The 20,988-nt window shown below is 69.2% G+C and carries 21 protein-coding genes and 1 pseudogene; 14 read left to right on the forward strand and 8 right to left on the reverse strand.

Translation table 11 applies throughout. The annotated features are described in order from the left end of the window. Positions 1 to 34: 34 nt before the first annotated feature. The 3 genes from OHS16_RS02335 to OHS16_RS02345 all read right to left on the reverse strand — a co-directional run bounded on the left by OHS16_RS02335 (position 35) and on the right by OHS16_RS02345 (position 2,586). Positions 35 to 1,213, reverse strand: a complete 1,179-nt coding sequence (locus tag OHS16_RS02335) for a hypothetical protein (protein WP_443042543.1) — start codon at positions 1,211 to 1,213, stop codon at positions 35 to 37. 107 nt (positions 1,214 to 1,320) lie between these two features. Continuing rightward, complete coding sequence (locus tag OHS16_RS02340) at positions 1,321 to 2,061, reverse strand: Clp protease N-terminal domain-containing protein (RefSeq protein WP_328535450.1); 741 nt, start codon at positions 2,059 to 2,061, stop codon at positions 1,321 to 1,323. Positions 2,062 to 2,175: 114 nt separating this feature from the next. Beyond that, positions 2,176 to 2,586, reverse strand: a complete 411-nt coding sequence (locus OHS16_RS02345) for a roadblock/LC7 domain-containing protein (RefSeq protein ID WP_328535451.1) — start codon at positions 2,584 to 2,586, stop codon at positions 2,176 to 2,178. A gap of 286 nt (positions 2,587 to 2,872) precedes the next feature. Between OHS16_RS02345 and OHS16_RS02350 the strand changes: the two genes are divergently transcribed. Both OHS16_RS02350 and OHS16_RS02355 read left to right on the forward strand, forming a co-directional pair. Beyond that, a complete protein-coding gene (locus OHS16_RS02350; RefSeq protein ID WP_328535452.1) occupies positions 2,873 to 4,462 on the forward strand; it encodes a molybdopterin-dependent oxidoreductase in 1,590 nt (529 codons plus the stop codon). Between the two features lie 63 nt (positions 4,463 to 4,525). Further along, positions 4,526 to 5,011 (forward strand): peroxiredoxin, encoded by a 486-nt coding sequence (locus tag OHS16_RS02355; protein ID WP_328535453.1) that lies wholly within the window; start codon positions 4,526 to 4,528, stop codon positions 5,009 to 5,011. Between the two features lie 86 nt (positions 5,012 to 5,097). On the opposite strand, the gene OHS16_RS02360 is transcribed toward OHS16_RS02355, so the two are convergent. Beyond that, entirely contained in the window at positions 5,098 to 5,625 is a 528-nt protein-coding gene (locus OHS16_RS02360; RefSeq protein WP_328535454.1) for a DUF4383 domain-containing protein, read from the reverse strand. A gap of 152 nt (positions 5,626 to 5,777) precedes the next feature. Between OHS16_RS02360 and OHS16_RS02365 the strand changes: the two genes are divergently transcribed. From OHS16_RS02365 to OHS16_RS02375, 3 genes are all read left to right on the forward strand, one after another. Beyond that, complete coding sequence (locus OHS16_RS02365; RefSeq protein WP_328535455.1) at positions 5,778 to 6,377, forward strand: class I SAM-dependent methyltransferase; 600 nt, start codon at positions 5,778 to 5,780, stop codon at positions 6,375 to 6,377. Positions 6,378 to 6,537: 160 nt separating this feature from the next. Beyond that, a complete protein-coding gene (locus tag OHS16_RS02370) occupies positions 6,538 to 6,807 on the forward strand; it encodes a hypothetical protein (protein WP_328535456.1) in 270 nt (89 codons plus the stop codon). A 92-nt stretch (positions 6,808 to 6,899) separates the two neighbouring features. Next, positions 6,900 to 7,700, forward strand: coding sequence for a hypothetical protein (locus OHS16_RS02375; RefSeq protein ID WP_328535457.1), 801 nt, complete (start codon positions 6,900 to 6,902; stop codon positions 7,698 to 7,700). A 20-nt stretch (positions 7,701 to 7,720) separates the two neighbouring features. Here the strand turns inward: OHS16_RS02375 and OHS16_RS02380 are convergent, their stop codons facing one another. The 3 genes from OHS16_RS02380 to OHS16_RS02390 all read right to left on the reverse strand — a co-directional run bounded on the left by OHS16_RS02380 (position 7,721) and on the right by OHS16_RS02390 (position 9,656). Next, positions 7,721 to 8,266, reverse strand: a complete 546-nt coding sequence (locus OHS16_RS02380; protein WP_328535458.1) for an MOSC domain-containing protein — start codon at positions 8,264 to 8,266, stop codon at positions 7,721 to 7,723. Between the two features lie 69 nt (positions 8,267 to 8,335). Continuing rightward, positions 8,336 to 8,518 carry a hypothetical protein gene (locus tag OHS16_RS02385; RefSeq protein ID WP_328535459.1) on the reverse strand — a complete coding sequence of 61 codons (183 nt, stop codon included), beginning with the start codon at positions 8,516 to 8,518 and terminating at the stop codon, positions 8,336 to 8,338. A 79-nt stretch (positions 8,519 to 8,597) separates the two neighbouring features. Further along, positions 8,598 to 9,656 carry a fatty acid desaturase family protein gene (locus OHS16_RS02390; RefSeq protein ID WP_328535460.1) on the reverse strand — a complete coding sequence of 353 codons (1,059 nt, stop codon included), beginning with the start codon at positions 9,654 to 9,656 and terminating at the stop codon, positions 8,598 to 8,600. A 656-nt stretch (positions 9,657 to 10,312) separates the two neighbouring features. Between OHS16_RS02390 and OHS16_RS02395 the strand changes: the two are divergent. The 9 genes and pseudogenes from OHS16_RS02395 to OHS16_RS02435 all read left to right on the forward strand — a co-directional run. Further along, a pseudogene (locus OHS16_RS02395) lies at positions 10,313 to 10,501 on the forward strand (acetamidase/formamidase family protein); the annotation flags it as partial. Positions 10,502 to 10,526: 25 nt separating this feature from the next. Beyond that, entirely contained in the window at positions 10,527 to 11,123 is a 597-nt protein-coding gene (locus OHS16_RS02400; protein WP_328535461.1) for an N-acetylmuramoyl-L-alanine amidase, read from the forward strand. 73 nt (positions 11,124 to 11,196) lie between these two features. Then, complete coding sequence (locus OHS16_RS02405; protein ID WP_328535462.1) at positions 11,197 to 12,450, forward strand: GAF domain-containing protein; 1,254 nt, start codon at positions 11,197 to 11,199, stop codon at positions 12,448 to 12,450. Positions 12,451 to 12,575: 125 nt separating this feature from the next. Next, positions 12,576 to 14,045 carry an aldehyde dehydrogenase family protein gene (locus tag OHS16_RS02410; RefSeq protein WP_328535463.1) on the forward strand — a complete coding sequence of 490 codons (1,470 nt, stop codon included), beginning with the start codon at positions 12,576 to 12,578 and terminating at the stop codon, positions 14,043 to 14,045. Then, positions 14,042 to 15,616: an APC family permease gene (locus OHS16_RS02415; protein WP_328535464.1), complete on the forward strand. Its 1,575-nt coding sequence runs from the start codon at positions 14,042 to 14,044 to the stop codon at positions 15,614 to 15,616. Before OHS16_RS02410 ends, OHS16_RS02415 begins: the two co-directional genes overlap by 4 nt. A gap of 44 nt (positions 15,617 to 15,660) precedes the next feature. Next, the gene (locus tag OHS16_RS02420) at positions 15,661 to 17,235 is read left to right on the forward strand and encodes a GMC family oxidoreductase (RefSeq protein ID WP_328535465.1); all 1,575 of its coding nucleotides are present in this window, start codon (positions 15,661 to 15,663) and stop codon (positions 17,233 to 17,235) included. A 97-nt stretch (positions 17,236 to 17,332) separates the two neighbouring features. After that, entirely contained in the window at positions 17,333 to 18,856 is a 1,524-nt protein-coding gene (gene exaC / locus OHS16_RS02425; protein ID WP_328535466.1) for an acetaldehyde dehydrogenase ExaC, read from the forward strand. A 209-nt stretch (positions 18,857 to 19,065) separates the two neighbouring features. Continuing rightward, a complete protein-coding gene (locus OHS16_RS02430; protein WP_328535467.1) occupies positions 19,066 to 19,284 on the forward strand; it encodes a hypothetical protein in 219 nt (72 codons plus the stop codon). Between the two features lie 109 nt (positions 19,285 to 19,393). Continuing rightward, on the forward strand, positions 19,394 to 19,798 hold the full coding sequence (locus OHS16_RS02435) for an FKBP-type peptidyl-prolyl cis-trans isomerase (RefSeq protein ID WP_328535468.1): 405 nt from the start codon (positions 19,394 to 19,396) through the stop codon (positions 19,796 to 19,798). Positions 19,799 to 19,930: 132 nt separating this feature from the next. Here OHS16_RS02435 and OHS16_RS02440 read toward each other — a convergent pair whose 3' ends face one another. After that, the gene (locus OHS16_RS02440; protein WP_328535469.1) at positions 19,931 to 20,968 is read right to left on the reverse strand and encodes a LacI family DNA-binding transcriptional regulator; all 1,038 of its coding nucleotides are present in this window, start codon (positions 20,966 to 20,968) and stop codon (positions 19,931 to 19,933) included. Positions 20,969 to 20,988 lie beyond the last annotated feature (20 nt).

Here is a 20,988-nt window from a genome sequence, read left to right on the forward strand (position 1 = left end):
CCGGATGGAGCCCTCTCGGAACCGGTGGCCTCGTTCAGCTCGGCCGTGCCGCTCCTGTCTCACGGATCTCCAGCTGGTCCAGGCGCTGTTGCAGCAGCTGCAGAGCGCCGCGCTGGCGTCCCGGAACCCGACGGCGCAAGGCGACCAGGTCCTGAGCAAGGGTGCGGGCGCGAGCCGGGTCGTCGATCTGCCCCCATTCATGATGGGCGCGGTCCACTGCGGCCTCGACCTCGGGATCGTCCGCGGTCTGCGCACCGCGAAGACGTACGCCTGCGGCCATCATCCACAACTCACAGCTGCGGCCCGGGTCCTGGGCGAGATGGGCCAGGTCGGCCCGCACCTCGAGCCAGTGCAGCGCCTGCACCGAACCCGGTCCGTGGGTACGCAGCGCCTCGCTCTCCCACGCGGAGGCCGCCGCGGCGGCTTCGGTGTGGCGTCCCGCGCGTGCGGCCGACAGTATCGCCGGATGCGGATCCGGGGCAGGAACAGGCGCATCGGCCGGCCCGGGCCGGCGGTCCGACTGCCCGGGAACAGCCGGCCCCGCAGCCGGCGGCCCCGACGGCGCGCCGTGTACCGGAGCGAAGAGCAGGGCGCCCTCGGATTCGCTCCGTGCCGCGGCCAGTTCATGGAGCTGGTCCATCGGCGGCCTCGCACCGCTGCGCCAGATCGCGGCCATGGCCTTCAGATATCCGGGAGCGGATGCGGTACGCCGGAAGGGCTGCGCGGCGATTCGCCCGTACATCCGGACGCCCGGGCCGAGACCGAAACCACCGCCCGACAGATGCTGCCAGCATTCCGCGTCGGCGACCAGGTCGACGACCACGGTCGTGGATCCGGGCGGGCGGACGGCGAGTTCACCGGCCAGCCAGTGCCACGGCAGGCCGGTGTAGCGCACGGTGGCCGGCGTCGTACGGGCCAGCGCGAGATGCACCAGCCGCTGTTTGCGGTCGAGTTGCAGCTGCCCGGCCAGATACAGGTACAGCGGGCCGGGGGCCGAGGCGACCGCGCGCAGCCGTGTCAGCACGGTCTGCGGCTCCAACGGGTCCGCGAGTTCGACCACCGTCGCCGCATCGGTTCCGGTGAGAGCGCTCGGCGGCACAGCCGCGAGCGCAGCCAGTACGGAGGCCGCGTCAGTCAGCCGGCCCCTGCCCGCCGGGGCCGCCGCGAGCAGCAGCGCGGTTCCGGGCGTCGTGTACTCCCCGTTGATCACCACAACAGAACCGTATCGGGTGGGAGGCGCGGTCGGTGACGCAGCCACTGCTTCCGGTCACCGGTCCGCCCGGCGGGGCCCGGTCGGGCAGACCCGGCCCGGGCCCGGCGTCACTCCTGGTTCTGGGCGTCCACCGCGGCTGCCAGAGCGTCGGCGATGTCGGCTTCGGCGGCCCTTTTGCCGATGCCGAGACGTGTCAATGGACCTGCCCCGTCCTCGAGTTCGAGCAGGGCGAGCAGGATGTGCTCGGTCCCGATGTAGTTGTGCCCGAGCCGCAGGGCCTCTCGGAAGGTCAGCTCCAGCGCTTTCCGCGCAGCCGTGTCATAGGGGATCAGATCGGGCAGTTGGTCCGCCGCCGGCGGGAGCCCGCCGGCCATCGCCGCGCGGGCAGCGTCGAGTCGCACCCCCTGGGCGAGCATCGCCTTGGCAGCGAGCGCGTTCGGCTCGGTCAGAAGTCCCAGCGCGAGATGCACGGGGCCGATCTCGTCGTTTCCCGCTTCGCGGGCCTCGTTCTGCGCCGCCACCACGACGTTCCGTGCACGCGGTGTGAAGCGGCCGAACCCCTGCGCGGGGTCGAGCGGCCCACCATCCGCGGGCGCCTTGGGGACGAAGCGCTTCTGGGCGGCCTGTCTCGTGACGCCCATGCTCCTGCCGATGTCGGTCCAGGACGCGCCCGAGCGGCGCGCCTGGTCCACGAAGTGACCGATCAGATGGTCGGCCACGTCCCCCAGGTGGTCCGCGGCCATGACCGCGTCCGTCAGCTGCTCGAGTGCGTCGGTGTGGACATTCTTGATGGCCGCGATCAGGTCGTCGAGGCGGACCGGATTCGCCATCGGTACGGGATTCACCATGCGTCAACCTTAGGTTGACACCTGCCGACTGTCAACCTCAAGTTGTCACTCGATCGTGCGCGCCGTCACCGAGACCCGTCCCATGGGCCCCGCAGGCATGACACAGGCCGTCGGTCACCAGGGCGCCGCGGTGTCCTCGGGCTGCCGCACCGCTACGGCGAGATGTTCACCGACACGGTTGACGAGCAGGGTCATCTCGTAGGCGATCTGCCCGATGTCCGCCTCAGCGGTACCCAGCACGCAGAGACAGCTTCCGTCCCCGGCCGCCGTGACGAAGAGAACCCCTTCGTCGAACTCGACCATGGTCTGCCGGACCGCCCCGGCCCCGAAGTGGCGCCCCGACCCCTTGGCGAGGCTGTGCAGGCCCGAGGAGACAGCCGCGAGGTGTTCGGCATCCTCCCGCGCCAGCTCCTTGCTCGCACCGGTCACCAGACCGTCGTTGGACAGCACCAGCGCGTACCGCACGTGCTCGACCCGGTTCGTCAGATCGTCCAGCAGCCAGTCGAGTCCCTTGCCCAGCGCCATGTCCCGGCCCTCCCCGATCATTGGTTCCCCGGCTCCAGAGAATTGCGGCCAGCCTTCACCAATGCCGCTCTGTCGGCAAGGAGATGCGTTACCGGAGAGTCGCGATCGCGTCGTCGGCCGGTGGCCGCCGCCCGCGTTCGCCGTGGATCGACGGACGGGCGGCGCGTGCTCGTGCAGGCCGGTGTCCGGCCGGCCTGCTTGACGGGGGGAGCCGATCGGGCGTTTCCAGCGGCCCGTTCGCGTGATCCGACCAATCCCTGGAGCTCTCGGTTCCGAAGACCGGAACGTGACAAAAACAGCGAGGAAATGGATTCGCCCACCACTGGGCGCACTGGCCGGGCTGCTGTCGGGCTATGCGGCGCTCGCCGTCGCGGAACTGGTCGCGGCCGCGGTGCGCCCCGAGGCCGGGCCGGTCATCGCGGTGGGCGGTGCGGCCATCGACCGCACTCCCGCGGCCGTCAAGGACTATGCGATCCGCCAGTTCGGCACCAACGACAAACTCGTACTGCAGCTGGGCATTCTCGCTGTTCTGACTGCACTGGCCGTCGCTCTCGGCCTCCTGTCGCTCCGCCTCCGGCGGGTGGGCGCGGCCGGGGTACTGCTCTTCGGTGTGGTCGGGGGCGTGGCCGCGGTCGGCCGGCCGGATTCCACCGGATTCGCCGATGCGCTGCCCTCGGTGGTCGGCGCGCTGGCGGGCGCCGCTCTGCTGTACTGGCTGGCCGGGCTGCTGCCAGGCAGGGCGAGGACCGGCACGGAGGCTCGGGGCGAGGATACGGAAAGTGGCTGGGACCGCCGTGGCTTCATCATCGCCGCGACCGCCGCCGCCGCGGCTTCCACCGGCGCCGGCGCCGTCGGCCGCGTACTCAACAGCTCCCGCGGGGACGACGCCGTCGCCTCACGCACCGCTCTGGTCCTGCCCAGGCCCGCATCCGCGGCTGCCCCTGTTCCCAGGGGCGCACAGCTCCGGGTCCCCGGGGTCAGCCCGTTCATCACCCCCAACGGTGACTTCTACCGCGTCGACACCGCCCTGGTGGTTCCCAAGGTCGACGCCGGAAGCTGGCAGCTGCGCATCCACGGCAAGGGCGTCTCCCGGCCGGTCGCCGTCCGCTTCCAGGATCTCCTGCACCGGGAACTCATCGAGCGGAACATCACCCTGACCTGCGTGTCGAACGAGGTCGGCGGGCCCTACGTCGGCAATGCCCGCTGGATCGGCGTACGCCTCGCCGACCTCCTGAAGGAGGCGGGTGTGCGGCCCCCGTCGAAGGGAGGTCCGGCCGACCAGCTGGTGGCCCGCTCGGTGGACGGCATGACCATCGGCACCCCGGTCGAGGACATCATGGACGGCCGCGACGCGATGCTCGCACTCGGCATGAACGGCACGCCGCTCCCCTTCGCGCACGGCTTCCCGGTACGGATGCTCGTCCCCGGCCTGTACGGATACGTCTCCGCCTGCAAGTGGATCCAGGACATCGAGCTCACCACGTTCGACAGCTACGACCCGTACTGGGTGAAGCGGGACTGGTCGAAGAAGGCGCCGATCAAGACGGAGTCGCGCATCGACACCCCCAAGCCGTTCGGCCGCCCCTCCACCGGGAAGACGATCATGATCGCGGGAGTCGCCTGGGCGCAGCACCGCGGTATCGACAGGGTCGAGGTCCGGGTGGACGACGGCGCCTGGCAGCAGGCTCATCTCGCCGCGGAGGACACGACCGACACCTGGCGTCAGTGGTCCCTGCCGTGGAAACCCACCTCCGGCAGTCACACCCTGACGGTCCGGGCCACCGACCGCACGGGCGCGGTCCAGACCGAGAAGCGCACCAACACCATCCCGAACGGGGCGAGCGGGTGGCACTCGGTCGTGGTCACGGCCGGCTGAGGGTGTTCCCACCGCACTCGCGGGCCGCATACTCACCGGTACCCAACATCTTCGGAGTGATCAATGGCATCGACCCCCGCGCCCGGCAAGCCCGTTGCGGACTTCACCCTGCCCGGTGGAGTTCTGAACGATGGCGTGTTCCACCGGCGTGACTACACCCTGAGCGAGCATCGGGGCCGCCCGCTGGTGCTCGCGTTCTATCCCGGGGACGACACCTCCGTCTGCACCAAACAGCTGTGTTCGTACTCCAGCGGCCTGGAGACCTTCACGGACTGCGGCGCCGAGGTCTGGGCGATCAGCCCGCAGAGTGTGGACAGCCACGAGGAGTTCGCGCGCAAGTACGCCTTGCGGATGCCGCTGCTGGCGGACACCGACCGCTCGGTGGCCCGGGCTCTGGGTATCGCGGCGCCCGGCATCGGGCTGCGTCGCGCGGTGTTCCTGATCGCGCCCGACGGCTCGCTCCACTGGAAGCACGTGGCACTGTTCGGGGCGACGTTCCAGCCCAGGGAAACACTCGCCGGGCATCTCGCTTCGCTCGCTGCGGGCTGAGGGCAGCGCCGCCTACGGCCGGGGCGGCGAGGCCCGGCCGCAGCACCGGCGCCTCTCGGTCCGCGTCGGTCCGTCGTCACCGGTGTTCAGTGCTCGGGGTGCCCGGCACGCTCCTGATCGGTGTGCCTGGCCCGCCAGTAGGGGTTGTCGTGCGGCAGGCTGCCGCTCACCCGTCCGTACATGCCGAAAGTCATGAGCAGAACGCCGACCACGAAACTGAACAGGACGTTCTGTATGTGGAAGGCAAGGAAATTGGAACCGGTGTCGAGCAGGGCGAGATTGACGAACCCGCTGGCCAGGAACGCCACGCCGACGACCATGTTGAGCATCGAGGCGATGTTTCCGCCGATGGCGGCGCCTGCCAGCAGCAGTCCACCGATCACGATCGAGATGATACTGAGCGCCCCGTTGGTGTTCAGCCCCATCACCATGTCGCCACCGGTATTGAAGAAGCCGATCCGGTCGATGAGTCCGAGGATTCCGAAGGCCAGCAGGAACAGCCCCGTGAGTCCGGCGCCGAAGCGATAGACGCGACTGAGTCTGTGGTCGACCGGCAGGTGCTCGTTCAGCGCGACATGGTGCCGGGGAGTGCGAAGTGCATGGCCCGTCGCCATCGGTGATCCTCCTCCACGACGGAGACACCCCACCCGATCGCCACCTCGGGGACGCGTACGAAGCGCCGAAATGCCTCATCTGCTCCTTTTCATGGTATTCGATGGTGCCGCCTGGAGGCCTGCGCGGGAGCATCGGCTGGGATCATCTCCCCATGGCCCATGACCACACAGATGTCCAGGCGTTCTTCGGCACGCGAGCCGCAGGCTGGGATACGCGCTTCCCTGATGACGGACCTGCGTTCGCGCGTGCCGTGGCCGATCTGGGGCTTCGTGCGGGAGATGCGGTCCTCGACGCGGGCTGCGGTACCGGCCGGGCCCTGACCCCGCTGCGCCGGGCGGTGGGACCGGCAGGCCATGTGGTGGGCGTCGACGTGACTCCCGCCATGCTGGAGGCGGCACAGCGCGCCGGACGGCACGGCGAGGCACTGCTGATCCTCGCCGATGTCGCGCGGCTTCCGCTGCTCACCGAGTCGCTGGATGCGGTGCTCGCGGCAGGGCTGATCGCCCATCTTCCCGAGCCGGAGGCGAATCTCCGCGAACTGGCCAGAGTGGTGAGGCCCGGAGGTCTGCTGGCCCTTTTCCACCCCATCGGAAGGGCGGCTCTGGCCGCCCGGCAGGGACGCGTCCTCACCGGGGACGATCAGCGGGCCGAGTCGCGGCTGCGGCCGCTGCTCGCCGCAGCGGGCTGGCAGCTGAGTCGCTATGTCGATGAAAGCGACCGGTTTCTCGCGCTGGCCGTCCGCCGGGGCTGAGTGGCGGCACCGAGCGAACGGCGCCGTACCGCTCCGGGCCGTCCTGTTCTTCGGCTCTTCGGTGTTCCGCCGGGGCCAAGGGGGAAGAAACGAGGCAAGCGACGGACGGTGCGACCCGCTCCAGGGAGAGGTGGTCCAGGTGTTGACCAGGCTCAGAAGAATGTTCGCTGTGGATCCGGACCGCACTTCGCCGGCCGTGGAACAAGCGGGACGGCAGCACAACATATTCGAGGCCGCGGCCGCCTATGTGTCGGCGTCGGCCCAGGATGATCAGGAGCGTATGGACCAGGCCGTGGGATGGGTGTCGCCCGAGGCGCTCTCGTTCGGCGTCAGTGAACTGGCCTGCAGGGCGGTCATCGCCCTGGCCCGCGAACGCGACGAGAGCCCGCAAACGGTGGCTCGTACCCTGCTCGGCCTTCCCGCCGCCTGAGCCTGTCGCAGCCGTTTCCCCCGCTCAAGCACTCGACGCCGGGGTTACCCACTGGTTAAGGTGCGCCGACGACTGATCAATCAGGAGGCGGCGTGACCGGGACGGACGATGCCAGCGAGGATGCACTTTTTGTGCTGACTGCGGTATTGCTGACCCCAGCCCAGTTCCCGAGCGTGCTCGGCGACGACTACCCGGCCGCGTGCGAGGCGCTCGGGCTCGCGCCGTATGCCGAGGGCTACGGAATCGTGCTGGGCCAGGACGGTGGTGGCGCGAGATGGACCGTGGTCATCGACGACGTATCGCTGGTCGCCGTGGCAATCGCCTCCTGGGACTGCGGAATGGAGTACGACCTCTCACCGGACGACCGCTCCATCGTCGTCTCGCTGCCGGGCTGGCCCCTCGCCGTCGCCGTCGCGGCGCCGAATGTGCCCGCTCCGCACGATCCCGGCCCCGAAGCACTGCCCGAAGGCAGCCGGCCACCGCTGACACCGCCCGACACGGAGGAATGGGGGCCCGCTCAACGGCGTCTCGGTGCCGATGAGATCGCCTCGCAATGGGCCGCCTGGCGGGAACAGATCGGCGGCGATGAATCCTTCACCACACCTGCCGACAGCGAGGGAAAGCTGTCCGGACCGGCACGCCATGTCATCGAAGAGCTGCACGCCTATGTGGAGTCCCCGCCGCCGCCGGGACGCGTGCGTTCGTCCTTCGCACCCGACGGGGCACGCACGCTACGGGCCGAGGGTCCTGGCTGGTCCCTGGTCGCCAGGACCGATGACATCGCGTTCGTGCTGCTCGACGACCAGCCGGGTGAAGTGGTGCCGGTCGGACGCGGAACCGAGCTGCCCGGGTTGCTGAAGGCGCTGGACTCCCTGGCCGTACGCCCCACCTGAGCCCGGGCCGGCCTGGGAGGTCAGACCCGCTCCAGGGCCCGGTGCGGACCGGCCGGGAGCTCGACCCCGATCGGATCGCCCGGCCGCACCACACCACCGGTCACGACCACACTCATGATCCCGGCCTTCCGGACGATGTTGCCCTCGTCGTCGCGCCCGGCCATCTGCTTGAGCAGACCGTGCTGGAAGGCGTCGATCTGGAGGCACGGGTTGCGCAGCCCCGTGATCTCGACCACCGCCTCGCCGCCGAGGCGCAACAGCGTGCCGGCCGGCAGCCCGAGCAGATCGATTCCGCCGGTCGTGACGTTCTCACCGAGTTGTCCCGGGCCCACGTCGAACCCCGCGGCACGTGCCTCGTCGAAAAGCTCCTCATGTATCAGGTGCACCTGGCGGAGATTCGGGCGAGTCGGATCCTGCGCCACCCGTGACCGGTGCTTCACCGTGACACCCGCGTGGATGTCGCCCTCGACACCCAGCCCCCTCAACAGCGTGATGCTCTCCCGGTTCGGCTTGGTGAAGGTGTACTCACCGTTGCTGCTGACCGTAGTGACCGTGCCACCCGTCATTCGGAAACCCCCTCGGTGTACCGGTGATCGTCCGCCGACGATAGCCCGGCAGGTTCGAGGCGAGCGGCGTCAGCGGCCGATCTCCTTACGGGTGATCCGGCGCAGCCTCCGGCGCTGACTGGAGTCGAGCAGCAGATAGGCGACCACGGGCACACCGATCAGCACCAGCAGGGCGGGGAAGAAGCCGATCAGGGGAATCAGGATGATTCCGGCGACCACGCCTCCGACGGCGATCATTGCGGGCTTGGACATCTTGGACGCCTCCTCGGTGGCTGCTGCCACCCTCTGACTGCTAGAACGCACGGACACGCCCCACGGTTCCGCCGACCGGTCATCCACGGCCCGTGCGCAGCGGTTCACCGACCTGGTGCATATGTGTCAGCGCCTGCCGGTACGAGTCGATCAGCGAGGTCTGCGTGTAGGGGATGCCCAGTGCTCGGCAGTGCTCGATGACCAGCGGCTGAGCGTGCCGCAGATGGGGCCGCGGCATGCTCGGGAAGAGGTGGTGCTCTATCTGGTAGTTCAGACCGCCGAGCAGCCAGTCGGTGAACACTCCCCCGCGCACGTTCCGCGAGGTCAGCACCTGTCGCTGCAGATGTCCCCAGCGCTCGCCGGCCGGGTCGGGCATCTCCATGCCCTTGTGGTTCGGCGCGAAGGTCATGCCGAGGTGAAGGCCGAACAGTGCATGGTGCAGCAGCGCGAAGACGATGGCCTTGCCGGGCGACATGACCATCAGCAGCAAGCCGGCGTACCCGGCGAGGTGGGTGATGAGCAGCAGTCCCTCGACGGCCCGTTCGCGGGGCGCCTGACGGCAGTCGTCCTTGGCGAGCACCGTTCGGAACCCGTAGACCTTGAGGGCGATGCCTTCGAGCAGGAGCAACGGGAAGAACAGGCGGGCCTGGTTACGGGTGAGCCAGCGTGCGAGGCCCTCCCGCTGCGATGCCTGGTTCTGTGTCCAGACCATGACGCCGACCCCGACATCGGGGTCCTTGTCCACGTGGTTGGGGTTGGCGTGGTGCCGGTTGTGCTTGTCGTTCCACCAGCTGTAGCTCATGCCGAGCAGCAGATCGCTGTGAAAGAGGCCGACAGCCCTGCTCACCCTGCGGTCGCCGGATATCTGCGCATGTCCTGCGTCATGCCCGAAGAAGGCGGTACGCGACCAGAGAACTGCCAGCGGGAGGGCCGCCGCGAGGGTCCACCAGGAGTCACCGGTGAAAGCCATGGCAGTGACCGTCGCGGCAAGGGCGACCAGGTTGGCGGCCATGCTGACGATGTACCAGCGGGTGCGCCGCGCCAGCAGTCCGTGCGCCTTCACCGTCCTCAGCAAGGGGGCGAAATCACTGCCCGTCCGCTGCTCCGGTCCAACCAGCAGCGAGGCTGTGTGCGGCATATCGGTCTCCGGTCTGTTGGGCCATGCGCTGACCTCATGAAACGTATGGCCCAGTGACGCCGGAACCCATGGCGCCACCACCCGGAAAGGAGAGGGGGAACCCCCCTGCCGCGGTAGTGGTGCTGCCACCAACGCGAGCCTGCGGGCACCGCGTCGCATCGTGGAGGCGTACGCCGGGATCCGTCGGGTGAGGCACCTTCGGCGACCCGGTCCGGCGCCGCCGGCCGGCCTTCGCCGGACGGGGTGCGGCAACCCTCCTACGCCCGTAGACCTCTTCCGCCACACCAGCCCGCGTCGTACCGTAGGGCCCGCGAGACTCTTGCACGGTCGTCGGGCGCAGGGAGTCGGGAATGCCGGAGGGATCGGGTTCTGGTCCAGGAGGCGAAGCCATCGCACACGGGTGGTGGGGGCGGGTGAAGCCGAAGCGGACCGGGTCGACGAGGACGTACACCCCCGGACACCCTCGTGATGATGGCGGTGACCATCTCCGCATTCGTCCCGGCGCCGCCGGCCGCCGCCGGATTTTCCGCCTTCGGCTTCGTCCCGGAGCTCACACCTCCCGTGTCCTACGCGGGTCCGGTCGTCGGCGGGTGGATGCTGACCGGTGTCGCGGTGCTCGCGATGGTGGCGCGCAGGCATCCGGAACGGCCGGCGCCTACGGTCTGTCCGAACCCCACGCCTACCAACTCGTGTCACAGGCGGGTGAGGCACCGCTCGCCAATGTCTGTGACACCAACTACACCTGTGTCGCGAAGATCCGCAAGGAATGGCTGCCCCCGGGCGAGCCCCACCGCGCCTTGCACCGGCATCTCCGCGACACGGTGGCCGCACTCACCCACCTCTGATTCCCCCACCCTTCAGGAGGCTTCCATGACACGCACTGGATCGGGCCCCGGCCGCAGACGGATTCTTCAGGGCGCAGCACTGGCCGCGACCGGGCTCCTGTTACCCGCCACCCGCGCTGATGCCGGCACCGCCGCGGTCGACTACCCGTCCGCCCACTGGAACCCCGCTTCCACCTCCAACTACAGCGCGTCAAGCCGGCCTTCCACGTATGCCGTCGACCGCGTGGTCATCCACGTCACCCAGGAGACCTTCGGCAATACACTGGGAATCTTCCAGAATCCCGCGAAAGCGGTCTCCGCCCACTATGTGGTGCGCTCGGCGGACGGCTACATCGCGCAGTGCGTACGTGAGCACGACATCGCCTGGCACGCCGGGAACTGGAACTACAACACCCGCAGTATCGGGATCGAGCACGAGGGCTGGGTCGACCAGCCCGCGTACTTCACCGATGCCCTGTACACCCAGTCGGCGGCGCTGACCGCCTCCGTCTGCGAGCGGTACGGCATCCCGAAGGACCGGACCCACATCATCGGACATGTCGAAGTGCCGGGAACCGACCACACGGACCCCGGCCCCCTCTGGGACTGGGTGCGCTACATCCGGCTGGTCAACGGCGTCTGACGCCGGGGTCCTTGCCGATGCGCTCCACCGCGACGACGATGTCAGGACCGACACCGTCGTCCGGGAGGCCCGGTTGACCGATCCATGGGTGGCCCTGCGGAGCGGCGCCGACCCCGCGCAGCGCCGCAGGACACTGCATGGCGCCTACGAGGCGTTCGCCTCCAGGGGCCGGGTCGAGCGCCCGGTGCGGACCGTGGTGGCCGCCTCCTGGCAGCGCTCCTCGCGTGCGCGGGTCAGCAGGGAGGGTGCGGCAGGCACCCAGCTGCCGGCGGATGAACTCGCCGCGTACCGCGACGGGCATCCGCTGGCCCGGGTGATGCCGCTCTTCCGGGAACTGATGGGCGCCTACGCCATGGACGGCGAGCATCTGATCGCCGTGTGCGACGCACACGGCCGGCTGCTCTGGGTGGAGGGACATGCGGGCGCCCGGCGGGAGGCCGGCCGGATGAACTTCGTCCCCGGAGCGTCCTGGGCGGAGACGGCCACCGGGACCAACGCGCCGGGCACGGCGATCGCCGTCGACCGTCCTGTGCAGATCTTCGCGGCCGAGCACTTCCAGCGGCCCGTCCACTCGTGGACCTGTGCCGCCGCGCCCATTCACGATCCGTCCACCGGACGGCTCATCGGCGCGGTGGACATCACCGGCGGCGACCGGCTCGCCCATCCGCACAGCCTGGCGTTCATCGGCGCGGTCGCGCGGGCCGCCGAGTCGCAGCTCGCGCTCCTCGCGCCGGCCCCCACGACCGGGGCGATGCAGCTGTCGGTGCTGGGGCGGGACGAGGGGCTGCTCGTGGCGGACGGCCGGAAGCTCGTGCTCAGCCGCAGACACAGCGAGCTGCTCACCCTGCTCGCACAGCGGCCTGACGGTGTGACGGGGGACGAGCTGCTGGTGGATCTGTACGAAGACGAGTCGGTCACCCCGGTCACGCTGCGCGCGGAAATGTTCAGACTGCGCGGACAGCTCGGCGCGGATCTGCTGCGGTCGCGCCCGTACCGATTGGCCGCACCTCTCGTCACGGACTTCGACCAGGTGCGGCGCCGGCTGGCATCGGGCGCTCTGGCCTCCGCCATGAGCGGCTATCCGGGACCCTTGCTGCCCGGGTCGCCGGCACCCGGGGTGGCGCGGCTGCGACGCAGGATCTCGGATCAGTTGCGGGCGGCGCTGATAGCCCGCGCCGACCCCGCACTGCTGGCGGACTGGGCGTACAGCCCATGGGGCGAGGACGATCTGCCCGTCTGGCGCGCCTTCGCGTCCGCCCTGCCGCCTCCGCAGCGCCAGGTCGCTCTCGAGCGCCTGCGGGAGCTGGACATCCGGCAGAGCGGCTGAGGGATCCGGGCCCCCGACTGCCCCGTCCCGCACTGCGAAGACTCCGGAACCTCCTTACTGTCACTTCATGGAGCACCGCAGGGGCGTGCCCGGCATGACCGAGCGCCCGACCCGGAGGAGTCTGCATGCCTGAGCTGTTCATCGGCGGCACCTGGACCGCCGCAGCCGGGGGGCAGGTACGCGAGATCCGCTGCCCCGCCGACGGCACCCTGGTGGCGACCGTGGACGAGGCGGGGGCGGAGGATGCCGCTGCCGCCATCGCCGCCGCGCGTGAGGCCTTCGACCGCGGACCCTGGCCGTCGACACCCGCGGCCGAGCGGGCCGCCCTGTTGCTGCGCGTCGCCGCTCTGCTGGAGCGGGACAAGGACACGCTCGCCCGCGCCGAATCCCTGGACACCGGGAAGCGGCTCGTGGAGAGCGAGTACGACATGGACGACATCGCCAACTGCTTCCGCTACTTCGGGAACCTGGTGGCGGCGGGCGGCACCGACCGGATCGTCGACACCGGCGACCCCGGCGTGGACAGCCGCGTGGTGCACGAGCCGGTCGGTGTCTGCACACTCATCACTCCGTGGAACTACCCCCTGCTGCAGACCGCCTGGAAGGTCGCACCCGCGCTCGGCGCGGGCAACACCTTTGTGCTCAAGCCCAGCGAGCTGACCCCCCATACCGCCATCATCCTGATGCGGCTGCTGGCGGAAGCAGGCCTGCCGGGCGGGGTCGCGAACCTCGTCCTGGGAGCGGGGCCGACCGCCGGGGCGCCGCTGAGTGAGGACCCGCGGGTCGACATGGTCTCGTTCACCGGCGGTCTGGTCACGGGACGCCGCATCATGGCGGCTGCCGCGCCCACGGTGAAGAAGGTCGCCCTTGAGCTGGGCGGCAAGAATCCCAACATCGTCTTCGCCGACGCCGAATACGAGGCGGCCGTCGACTACGCGCTCACCGCGGTGTTCCTGCACTCGGGCCAGGTGTGTTCGGCCGGGGCGCGACTTCTGGTCCAGGACGAGCTGCACGACCGTTTCGTCGACGACGTGGTGGAGCGGGCCCGGGCGATCCCGCTGGGCGGGCCGTTCGACGAGAACGCCCGCACCGGACCGCTGATCTCCGCCGGCCACCGCGACAAGGTCGAGACCTATGTGGCCGCCGGTCTTGCCGAGGGCGCCGTGCTGCGCTGCGGCGGGGCACGCCCCGACGACCCGGCGCTGAGCGACGGCTTCTACTACCTGCCGACGGTGCTGGACGAGTGCACCCCCGGGATGTCCGTGGTGCGGGACGAGTCGTTCGGCCCGGTGCTCACCGTCGAGCGGTTCCGTGACGAGGACGAGGCCGTCGCCCTCGCCAACGACACGGTCTACGGTCTGTCGGGCGGGGTCTGGTCACAGGATGTCGGCAAGGCCCACCGGGTGGCGTCCCGGATGCGCGCGGGCACCGTATGGATCAACGACTTCCAGCCGTATGTGCCCCAGGCGGAATGGGGCGGGATGAAGCAGTCCGGGTTCGGCCGCGAGCTGGGGCCGGCAGGACTGGCGGAGTACCAGGAAGCCAAACACATCTGGCGCAATCTCTCTCCGAAGCCGCTGAGGTGGTTCGAGTGAAGAAGGACAGAGCCGGCAAACCCGATGAAGCAGAGCGGGGCGCGAAGCAGAGCAAGGAGGACGACGACTCGCTCTCGGCGTTCGGTTACAAGCCCGAACTCAAGCGCACACTCGGTAACTTCCACACCTTCGCCGCCGGGATCAGCTACATCTCCATCCTCACGGGCACCTTCCAGCTGTTCTACTTCGGTGTCAGCTTCGGCGGGCCCGCCTACTGGTGGTCCTGGCCGATGGTCTTCATCGGCCAGCTGATGGTCGCCCTCTGCTTCTGCGAGCTGGCTGCCCGCTATCCGGTGGCGGGTTCCGTCTACAACTGGGCGAAGAAACTCGGCGGGCCGCACATCGGCTGGCTGGGCGGCTGGATGATGCTCACCGCGACCATGGTGTCGCTGGCCGCGGTGGCCCTCGCCTATCAGGTGACGCTGCCTCAGATCTCCAGCGTGTTCCAGTTCGTGGGGGACGGCAGCGGTTCGACCGACGCCGCGAAGAACGCCGTACTGCTCGGCACGGTGCTGATCCTCTTCACCACCCTGGTGAACGCCTTCGGCGTCAAACTGATGGCAAGTATCAACTCCGCCGGTGTGATGATCGAGCTGATCGCGGCTGTCGTACTGATCATCCTGCTCGCCGCCCACATCACCCGCGGCCCCTCCGCGATCACCCAGACCTACGGGATCGGCGCGGGCATGCCCCTGGGCTACTTCGGCGCGTTCCTGACCGCGTCCCTCGCCTCCGCCTACGTGATGTACGGCTTCGACACGGCCTCATCCCTCGGCGAGGAGAGCATGGACCCCAGTCGTAACGCCCCCCGGGCGATTCTGCGCGCGCTGTGCTTCTCCTTCCTCCTCGGCGGGCTGATTCTGCTGTTCGCCCTGCTGGCCGTGCCCAATCTGCAGTCCAAGAAGCTGGCGGTGGACGGACTGCAGTACGTGGTCCTCTCCACGCTCGGGTCGACCGTCGGCCAGATCGTGCTGTGGTGTGTGGTCATCGCGATCACCGTCTGCGAGCTGGCGGTGCAGGCGGCCGGTATCCGGCTGGCGTTCGCGATGGCCCGCGACAACTGTCTGCCCGCCTCCTCGCTGCTCGCCAGGGTCAGCCCCCGTTTCAAGACACCGGTGCTCCCCGCGATCATCATCGGACTGGTGGCCGTCGCGATCCTCGTGGTCAACATCAATCAGCCGCAGATCTTCTCGGTGATCACCAGCATCGCGATCATCATGATCTATCTGGCCTATCTGCTGGTCACGGCGCCGATGCTGGTCCGGAGGCTGCGCGGCACCTGGGAGCCGGTCGAGGGCCGGTTCACGCTGGGCAGGTTCGGCCTTCCCGTCAACATCCTCGCGGTGCTGTGGGGTGCGGCCATGTCCCTCAACCTGGCCTGGCCGCGCCCCGAGGTCTACAACGCGACAGGCCCGCACCACTGGTATCTGCGCTGGGGGGCGTTCGTCTTCATCGGCATCGTCGCGGGCGGGGGGTTCCTCTACTACTGGTTCGTCCAGCGCAAGCGGACCGGCACGCTCGAGGCGCACCGGGCCGTCGTCGCGGACGCGACGCCGCCCACCGTGCCGTGACCGTCCGGCCTCACCCCTCCGAACACCCGGATACAGGAGCAGCGATGTCCGCCCAGAACCCTGTGCAGGAGTACGACTACGTGGTGGTGGGCGGCGGTACCGCGGGCGCCGTCATCGCCTCCCGGCTCACCGAGGACCCCGACGTCACCGTCTGTGTGCTGGAGGCGGGGCCATCGGACGTCGGTGACGACAACGTTCTGCAACTCGACCGCTGGATGGCGCTGCTCGAGTCCGGTTACGACTGGGACTATCCCGTGGAGCCGCAGGAGAACGGCAACAGCTTCATGCGGCATGCCCGTGCCAAGGTGCTCGGCGGCTGTTCGTCGCACAACTCCTGCATCGCCTTCTGGGCACCGGCCGAGGATCTGGACGAGTGGGGCGCTCTGGGGTGTACCGGCTGGAGCGCCACCGACTGCTTCCCGCTGTACCGCCGGCTCGAGACCAACGACGCGCCCGGCGACCACCACGGGCGCTCGGGCCCCGTCACGATCCGCAGCGTCCCGCCGAACGACCCGTGCGGTGAGGCGCTGCTGGCCGCATGTGCGGAGGCCGGTATCCCCACCACGCCGTTCAACACCGGCTCCACCGTGGTCCGCGGGGCACACTGGTTCCAGATCAACGGCCGTGCGGACGGCACTCGTTCGTCGGCCTCGGTGTCGTATCTGCACCCGGTGCTCAGCCGGAAGAATCTGGAGATCCGAACCGGCCTCCAGGCCAAGCGACTGCTCTTCGACGACAACAAGCGCTGCACCGGGGTCGAGTATCTGGAACCGGACACGATCCACACCGGCAGCGTCACAGCCGCGCGCGAAGTCATTGTGAGCTGCGGGGCGATCGACTCGCCCAAACTGCTGATGCTGTCGGGAATCGGGCCGGCCGGGCATCTGCGCGAGTGCGGGGTGGATGTCCGCGTGGACTCCCCCGGCGTCGGCTCGCACCTCCAGGACCACCCCGAGGGCGTGATCATGTGGGAGGCGAAGCAGCCCATGGTCACGGCCTCCACCCAGTGGTGGGAGATCGGGATCTTCGCCGACACGGTGCCCGGACTGGACCGGCCCGACCTGATGTTCCACTACGGCTCGGTGCCGTTCGACATGAACACCTACCGGCGCGGCTACCCGACGACGGACAACGCGTTCTGTCTCACTCCGAACGTCACCAGGGCGCGCTCGATGGGCACGGTGCGGCTGCGTACCCGCGACTTCCGCGACAAGCCCAGGGTCGACCCGCGCTACTTCACCGACGCCCACGACATCCGCGTGATGACCTACGGGCTGCGGCTCGCCCGGGAGATCGCCGGACAGGCCTCGTTGTCCGGGTGGACCGGCGCCGAGCTCGCACCGGGGCCGGACGCCCAGTCCGACGACGAGCTCTTCGCCTACATCCGTGAGACGCACAACACCGTCTACCACCCGGCGGGAACCGTGCGGATGGGAGCCGCGGCCGACGAGGACTCCCCGCTCGACCCCCAGCTGCGGGTGAAGGGCGTACGCGGACTCCGGGTCGCCGATGCTTCCGTGATGCCCTTCCTTCCCGCCGTGAATCCGTGCATCACGACGATGATGATCGGCGAGAAGTGTGCCGACATGATCAAGGCGGACCGGCCGGGCGGGAACTGACGACGGCCGCCGCAACCTGTTCGCAACCTCCCGGTTCCTAGCCTCTGCCAGGGCGTCGTCCGACGGTGGGCGGCGCGGATTCCGGGAGGCCACACAGATGTCCCGTTACGCAGCGCCCGGCAGCGACGGCGCGATCGTCTCGTACGAGTCCCGCTACGACCACTGGATCGGCGGCGAGTTCGTACCGCCGGTCCGCGGCCAGTACTTCGAGAACCCGAGCCCTGTCAACGGCCGGACGTTCACCGAGATCGCCAGGGGAACGGCCGAAGACGTCGAGCGCGCCCTGGACGCGGCCCACGCCGCGGCCCCCGCCTGGGGACGGACCTCGGCCGGTGACCGGGCGAACATCCTGAACAGGATCGCCGACCGGATGGAGGCCCATCTCGAAGAACTCGCGGTCGCCGAGAGCTGGGAGAACGGCAAACCGGTGCGCGAGACCCTCGCCGCCGACATCCCGCTGGCCGTCGACCACTTCCGGTATTTCGCCGGGGCGCTGCGTTCCCAGGAGGGCACGCTCAGCGAGGTCGACGACGACACCGTCGCCTATCACTTCCATGAGCCGCTCGGGGTGGTCGGCCAGATCATCCCGTGGAACTTCCCCATCCTGATGGCGACCTGGAAGCTGGCGCCCGCGCTGGCCGCGGGCAACGCCGTAGTGCTCAAGCCCGCCGAACAGACCCCGGCTTCCATCCACTTCTGGATGAGTCTGATCTCCGATCTGCTGCCGCCGGGGGTCGTCAACATCGTGAACGGTTTCGGCGCCGAGGCGGGCAAGCCGCTGGCGTCGAGCCCTCGCGTCGCGAAGATCGCCTTCACCGGGGAGACCACCACGGGCCGGCTGATCATGCAGTACGCATCGGAGAACATCAGGCCCGTCACCCTGGAACTCGGAGGGAAGTCACCGAACATCTTCTTCGACGACGTCTGGTCGGCGGACGACGACTTCCGGGACAAGGCGCTCGAAGGCTTCACCATGTTCGCGCTCAACCAGGGCGAGGTGTGCACCTGTCCCTCGCGCGCGCTGATCCAGCGCGGGCACTACGGCGAGTTCCTGGAAGCGGGCATCGCCCGCACGGAGAAGATCGTTCCGGGCCATCCGCTGGACACGGACACCATGATCGGCGCCCAGGCGTCCAACGACCAGCTGGAGAAGATTCTTTCGTACCTCGACATCGGACAGCAGGAGGGAGCCAAGATCCTCACCGGCGGACAGCGGATCGAGTACGACGGCGAGCTGGCCGGCGGGTACTACGTACAGCCGACGATCTTCGAGGGCGACAACCGGATGCGGGTCTTCCAGGAGGAGATCTTCGGCCCCGTCGTCGCGGTCACCTCCTTCAGCGACTTCGACGACGCGATCACCACGGCCAACGACACGCTGTACGGGCTCGGCGCCGGTGTCTGGACCCGTGACATCAACACCGCGTACCGGGCGGCCCGGGCGATCCAGGCGGGTCGGGTCTGGACGAACTGCTACCACGCGTATCCGGCGCACGCCGCCTTCGGCGGCTACAAGCAGTCCGGCATCGGCCGCGAGAACCACCGGATGATGCTCGACCACTACCAGCAGACCAAGAACGTTCTTTGTTCATACAGCCCGAAGAAACTTGGGTTCTTCTAGAGCCTCAAGTCGGGTGCCGGGGCGTCGTCGTCGATGTGGTCGAACCGGCTCGCGTCGAAGATGACGCGGCCGTCGGCGGCGTACAGCTTTGTCGGGGAACGGGGCGATGAACCCGCGGTCGTTGTCGTGGAAGTCCTGCCGGTCGTCCATGTCGTACCGGGCCACGGCCGCACGGTTCGCTTCGGCGGAGGCGGGCGTCGCGCCCTTGGGTGTGCAGGCCAACGGCCCGCACGACAGTCACAGGCGAGCGCCCGGACCTCGCCGACCGCCTCATCGAGATCGGCACGGCTCTCCTGATGACGGACGGGACGGGCGCCGCCGCCCAGTCACCGAAGCTCCGGCGCCATGACGGCGAGCCGAACGTGGACGCGGCCTCGTCGAACCAGCCCCGGGGCACCGAGCGGCGTTGCCAGCAACACGGGATGTGACCTCCAGGCGGATTCGGCACTCCCGGTAGCGTGTCCATCTGCCGCATGGGGTGTCATGTGTCCGGCCGGCCCATGCGGAGGACATTCGGCGGAGAGCGATGAGGGTGCAATGAGTGAACTGACGAAGCCCGAGGTCGACGTTCCGAAGGGGGACGCGCCTACCGAGTTGACCATCCGGGACCTGGTCGTCGGGCACGGCGCCGAAGTGAAGCCGGGCATGGTGGTCAGGGTCCACTACGTCGGGGTGGCCTTCGAGTCCGGGAAGGAGTTCGATGCCTCCTGGGACCGGGGCCAGCCGTTCAAGTTTGCCCTGGGCAGTGGCAGAGTCATCAAGGGCTGGGACCGGGGGGTGAAGGGGATGAAGGTCGGCGGTCGACGCGAGATCATCATTCCCCCACGTCTCGGCTACGGCAATCAGTCGCCATCACCGTTGATCCCTGCGGGCTCGACCCTCCTCTTCGTGGTGGACCTGCTGGCCTCGTATTCCAGCGCAGCCGGGTGGAGCAACGCCTAGCGCCCCCGCGCACGACTGTGGCACAGACGGCGTCTGGCGCTTCGTGGACGGCTTAGCTGTCCCGGGGCATTTTCGAGCCAAGGCGCGGGCACCGGCCAGGGACTCCCTCGTGAAGTGCCTGCGGGCCTCCCCTCAGCAGGCCCGTGCGGTGGACTCCCGCACGATCAGCTGGGGAGAGACCACCGTGGGCACCGGCGCGATCTCTTCCTCGCCGAGCTGCTGGAGAAGACTCAGAGCGGCGACCCGGCCGAGCCGCTCCAGGTCCTGCCTGATGGTGGTCAGACGTGGATACATGAGCTGACCGACGGGCAGGTCGTCGTGGCCGATGACGGACAGATCGCCGGGGACGTCCAGGCCCGCGCGACGGGCCGCGGAGATTCCCGCGAGCGCCATCATGTCGTTGGCGAAGACGATCGCGGTAGGGGCGTTGTCGGCCCGCAGGGCCTGCTCGACGACCTGGCCCGTGGTGCGGGCCGCGAAGTCCGAGGTCAGCATGTGGCTGGCCAGCAGACCGTGGCACTCCAGCGTCTCGGTGAAGACCAGCCGGCGATGGCCGGTGTGCACACGGTCCTCGGGCCCTGCGACGTAGGCGACACGCCGGTGACCGAGCGCCACCAGGTGATCGACCGCGTCCTTCATGCCCTGGTCCTGGTCGGCAGCCTGCACCGTGGGAATCGGGTCCTGCTCCCACGGCGTGCCGACCAGGACGGCGGGCAGCCGCAGACCGCGCAGCAGGGAGAACCGGTGGTCGTTGATGCGGCTCTCGGTGAGGATCACCCCGTCGACGCGCCGCTCGTCGGCCAGCCGCCGGTAGGCGCGTTCCTCGGCCGCGGGGTGCTCACCGACGATGTGCAGGAGAAGCCCGTAGTCGCGTGGCGCGAGTTCGCTCTCGATGCCCGCGATCAGCAACGCGAAGTGCGGGTCGGTGTTGAGGACGTCCGGGGCGCGGCTCGCGACCATGCCGATGGCCCGCGTCTTCGCGCCCCGCAGGGCGACGGCCGCAGCCGACGGGGACCACTTCAGCTGGCTGACAGCCCAGAGCACCCGTTCGCGGGTGGGCTCGGGGAACGATCCCTTGCCGTTGACGATCTTCGAGACGGCGGAGACCGAGACACCTGCCAGCGCCGCGACATCGCTGATCGTCGTCCGGTTGCTCTTGCGCTGGGCCACTTTCGTCCTTGTCGCCGCGA

It is taken from the genome of Streptomyces sp. NBC_00344 (assembly GCF_036088315.1).
In the GTDB taxonomy this organism is placed as follows: Bacteria; Actinomycetota; Actinomycetes; order Streptomycetales; family Streptomycetaceae; genus Streptomyces.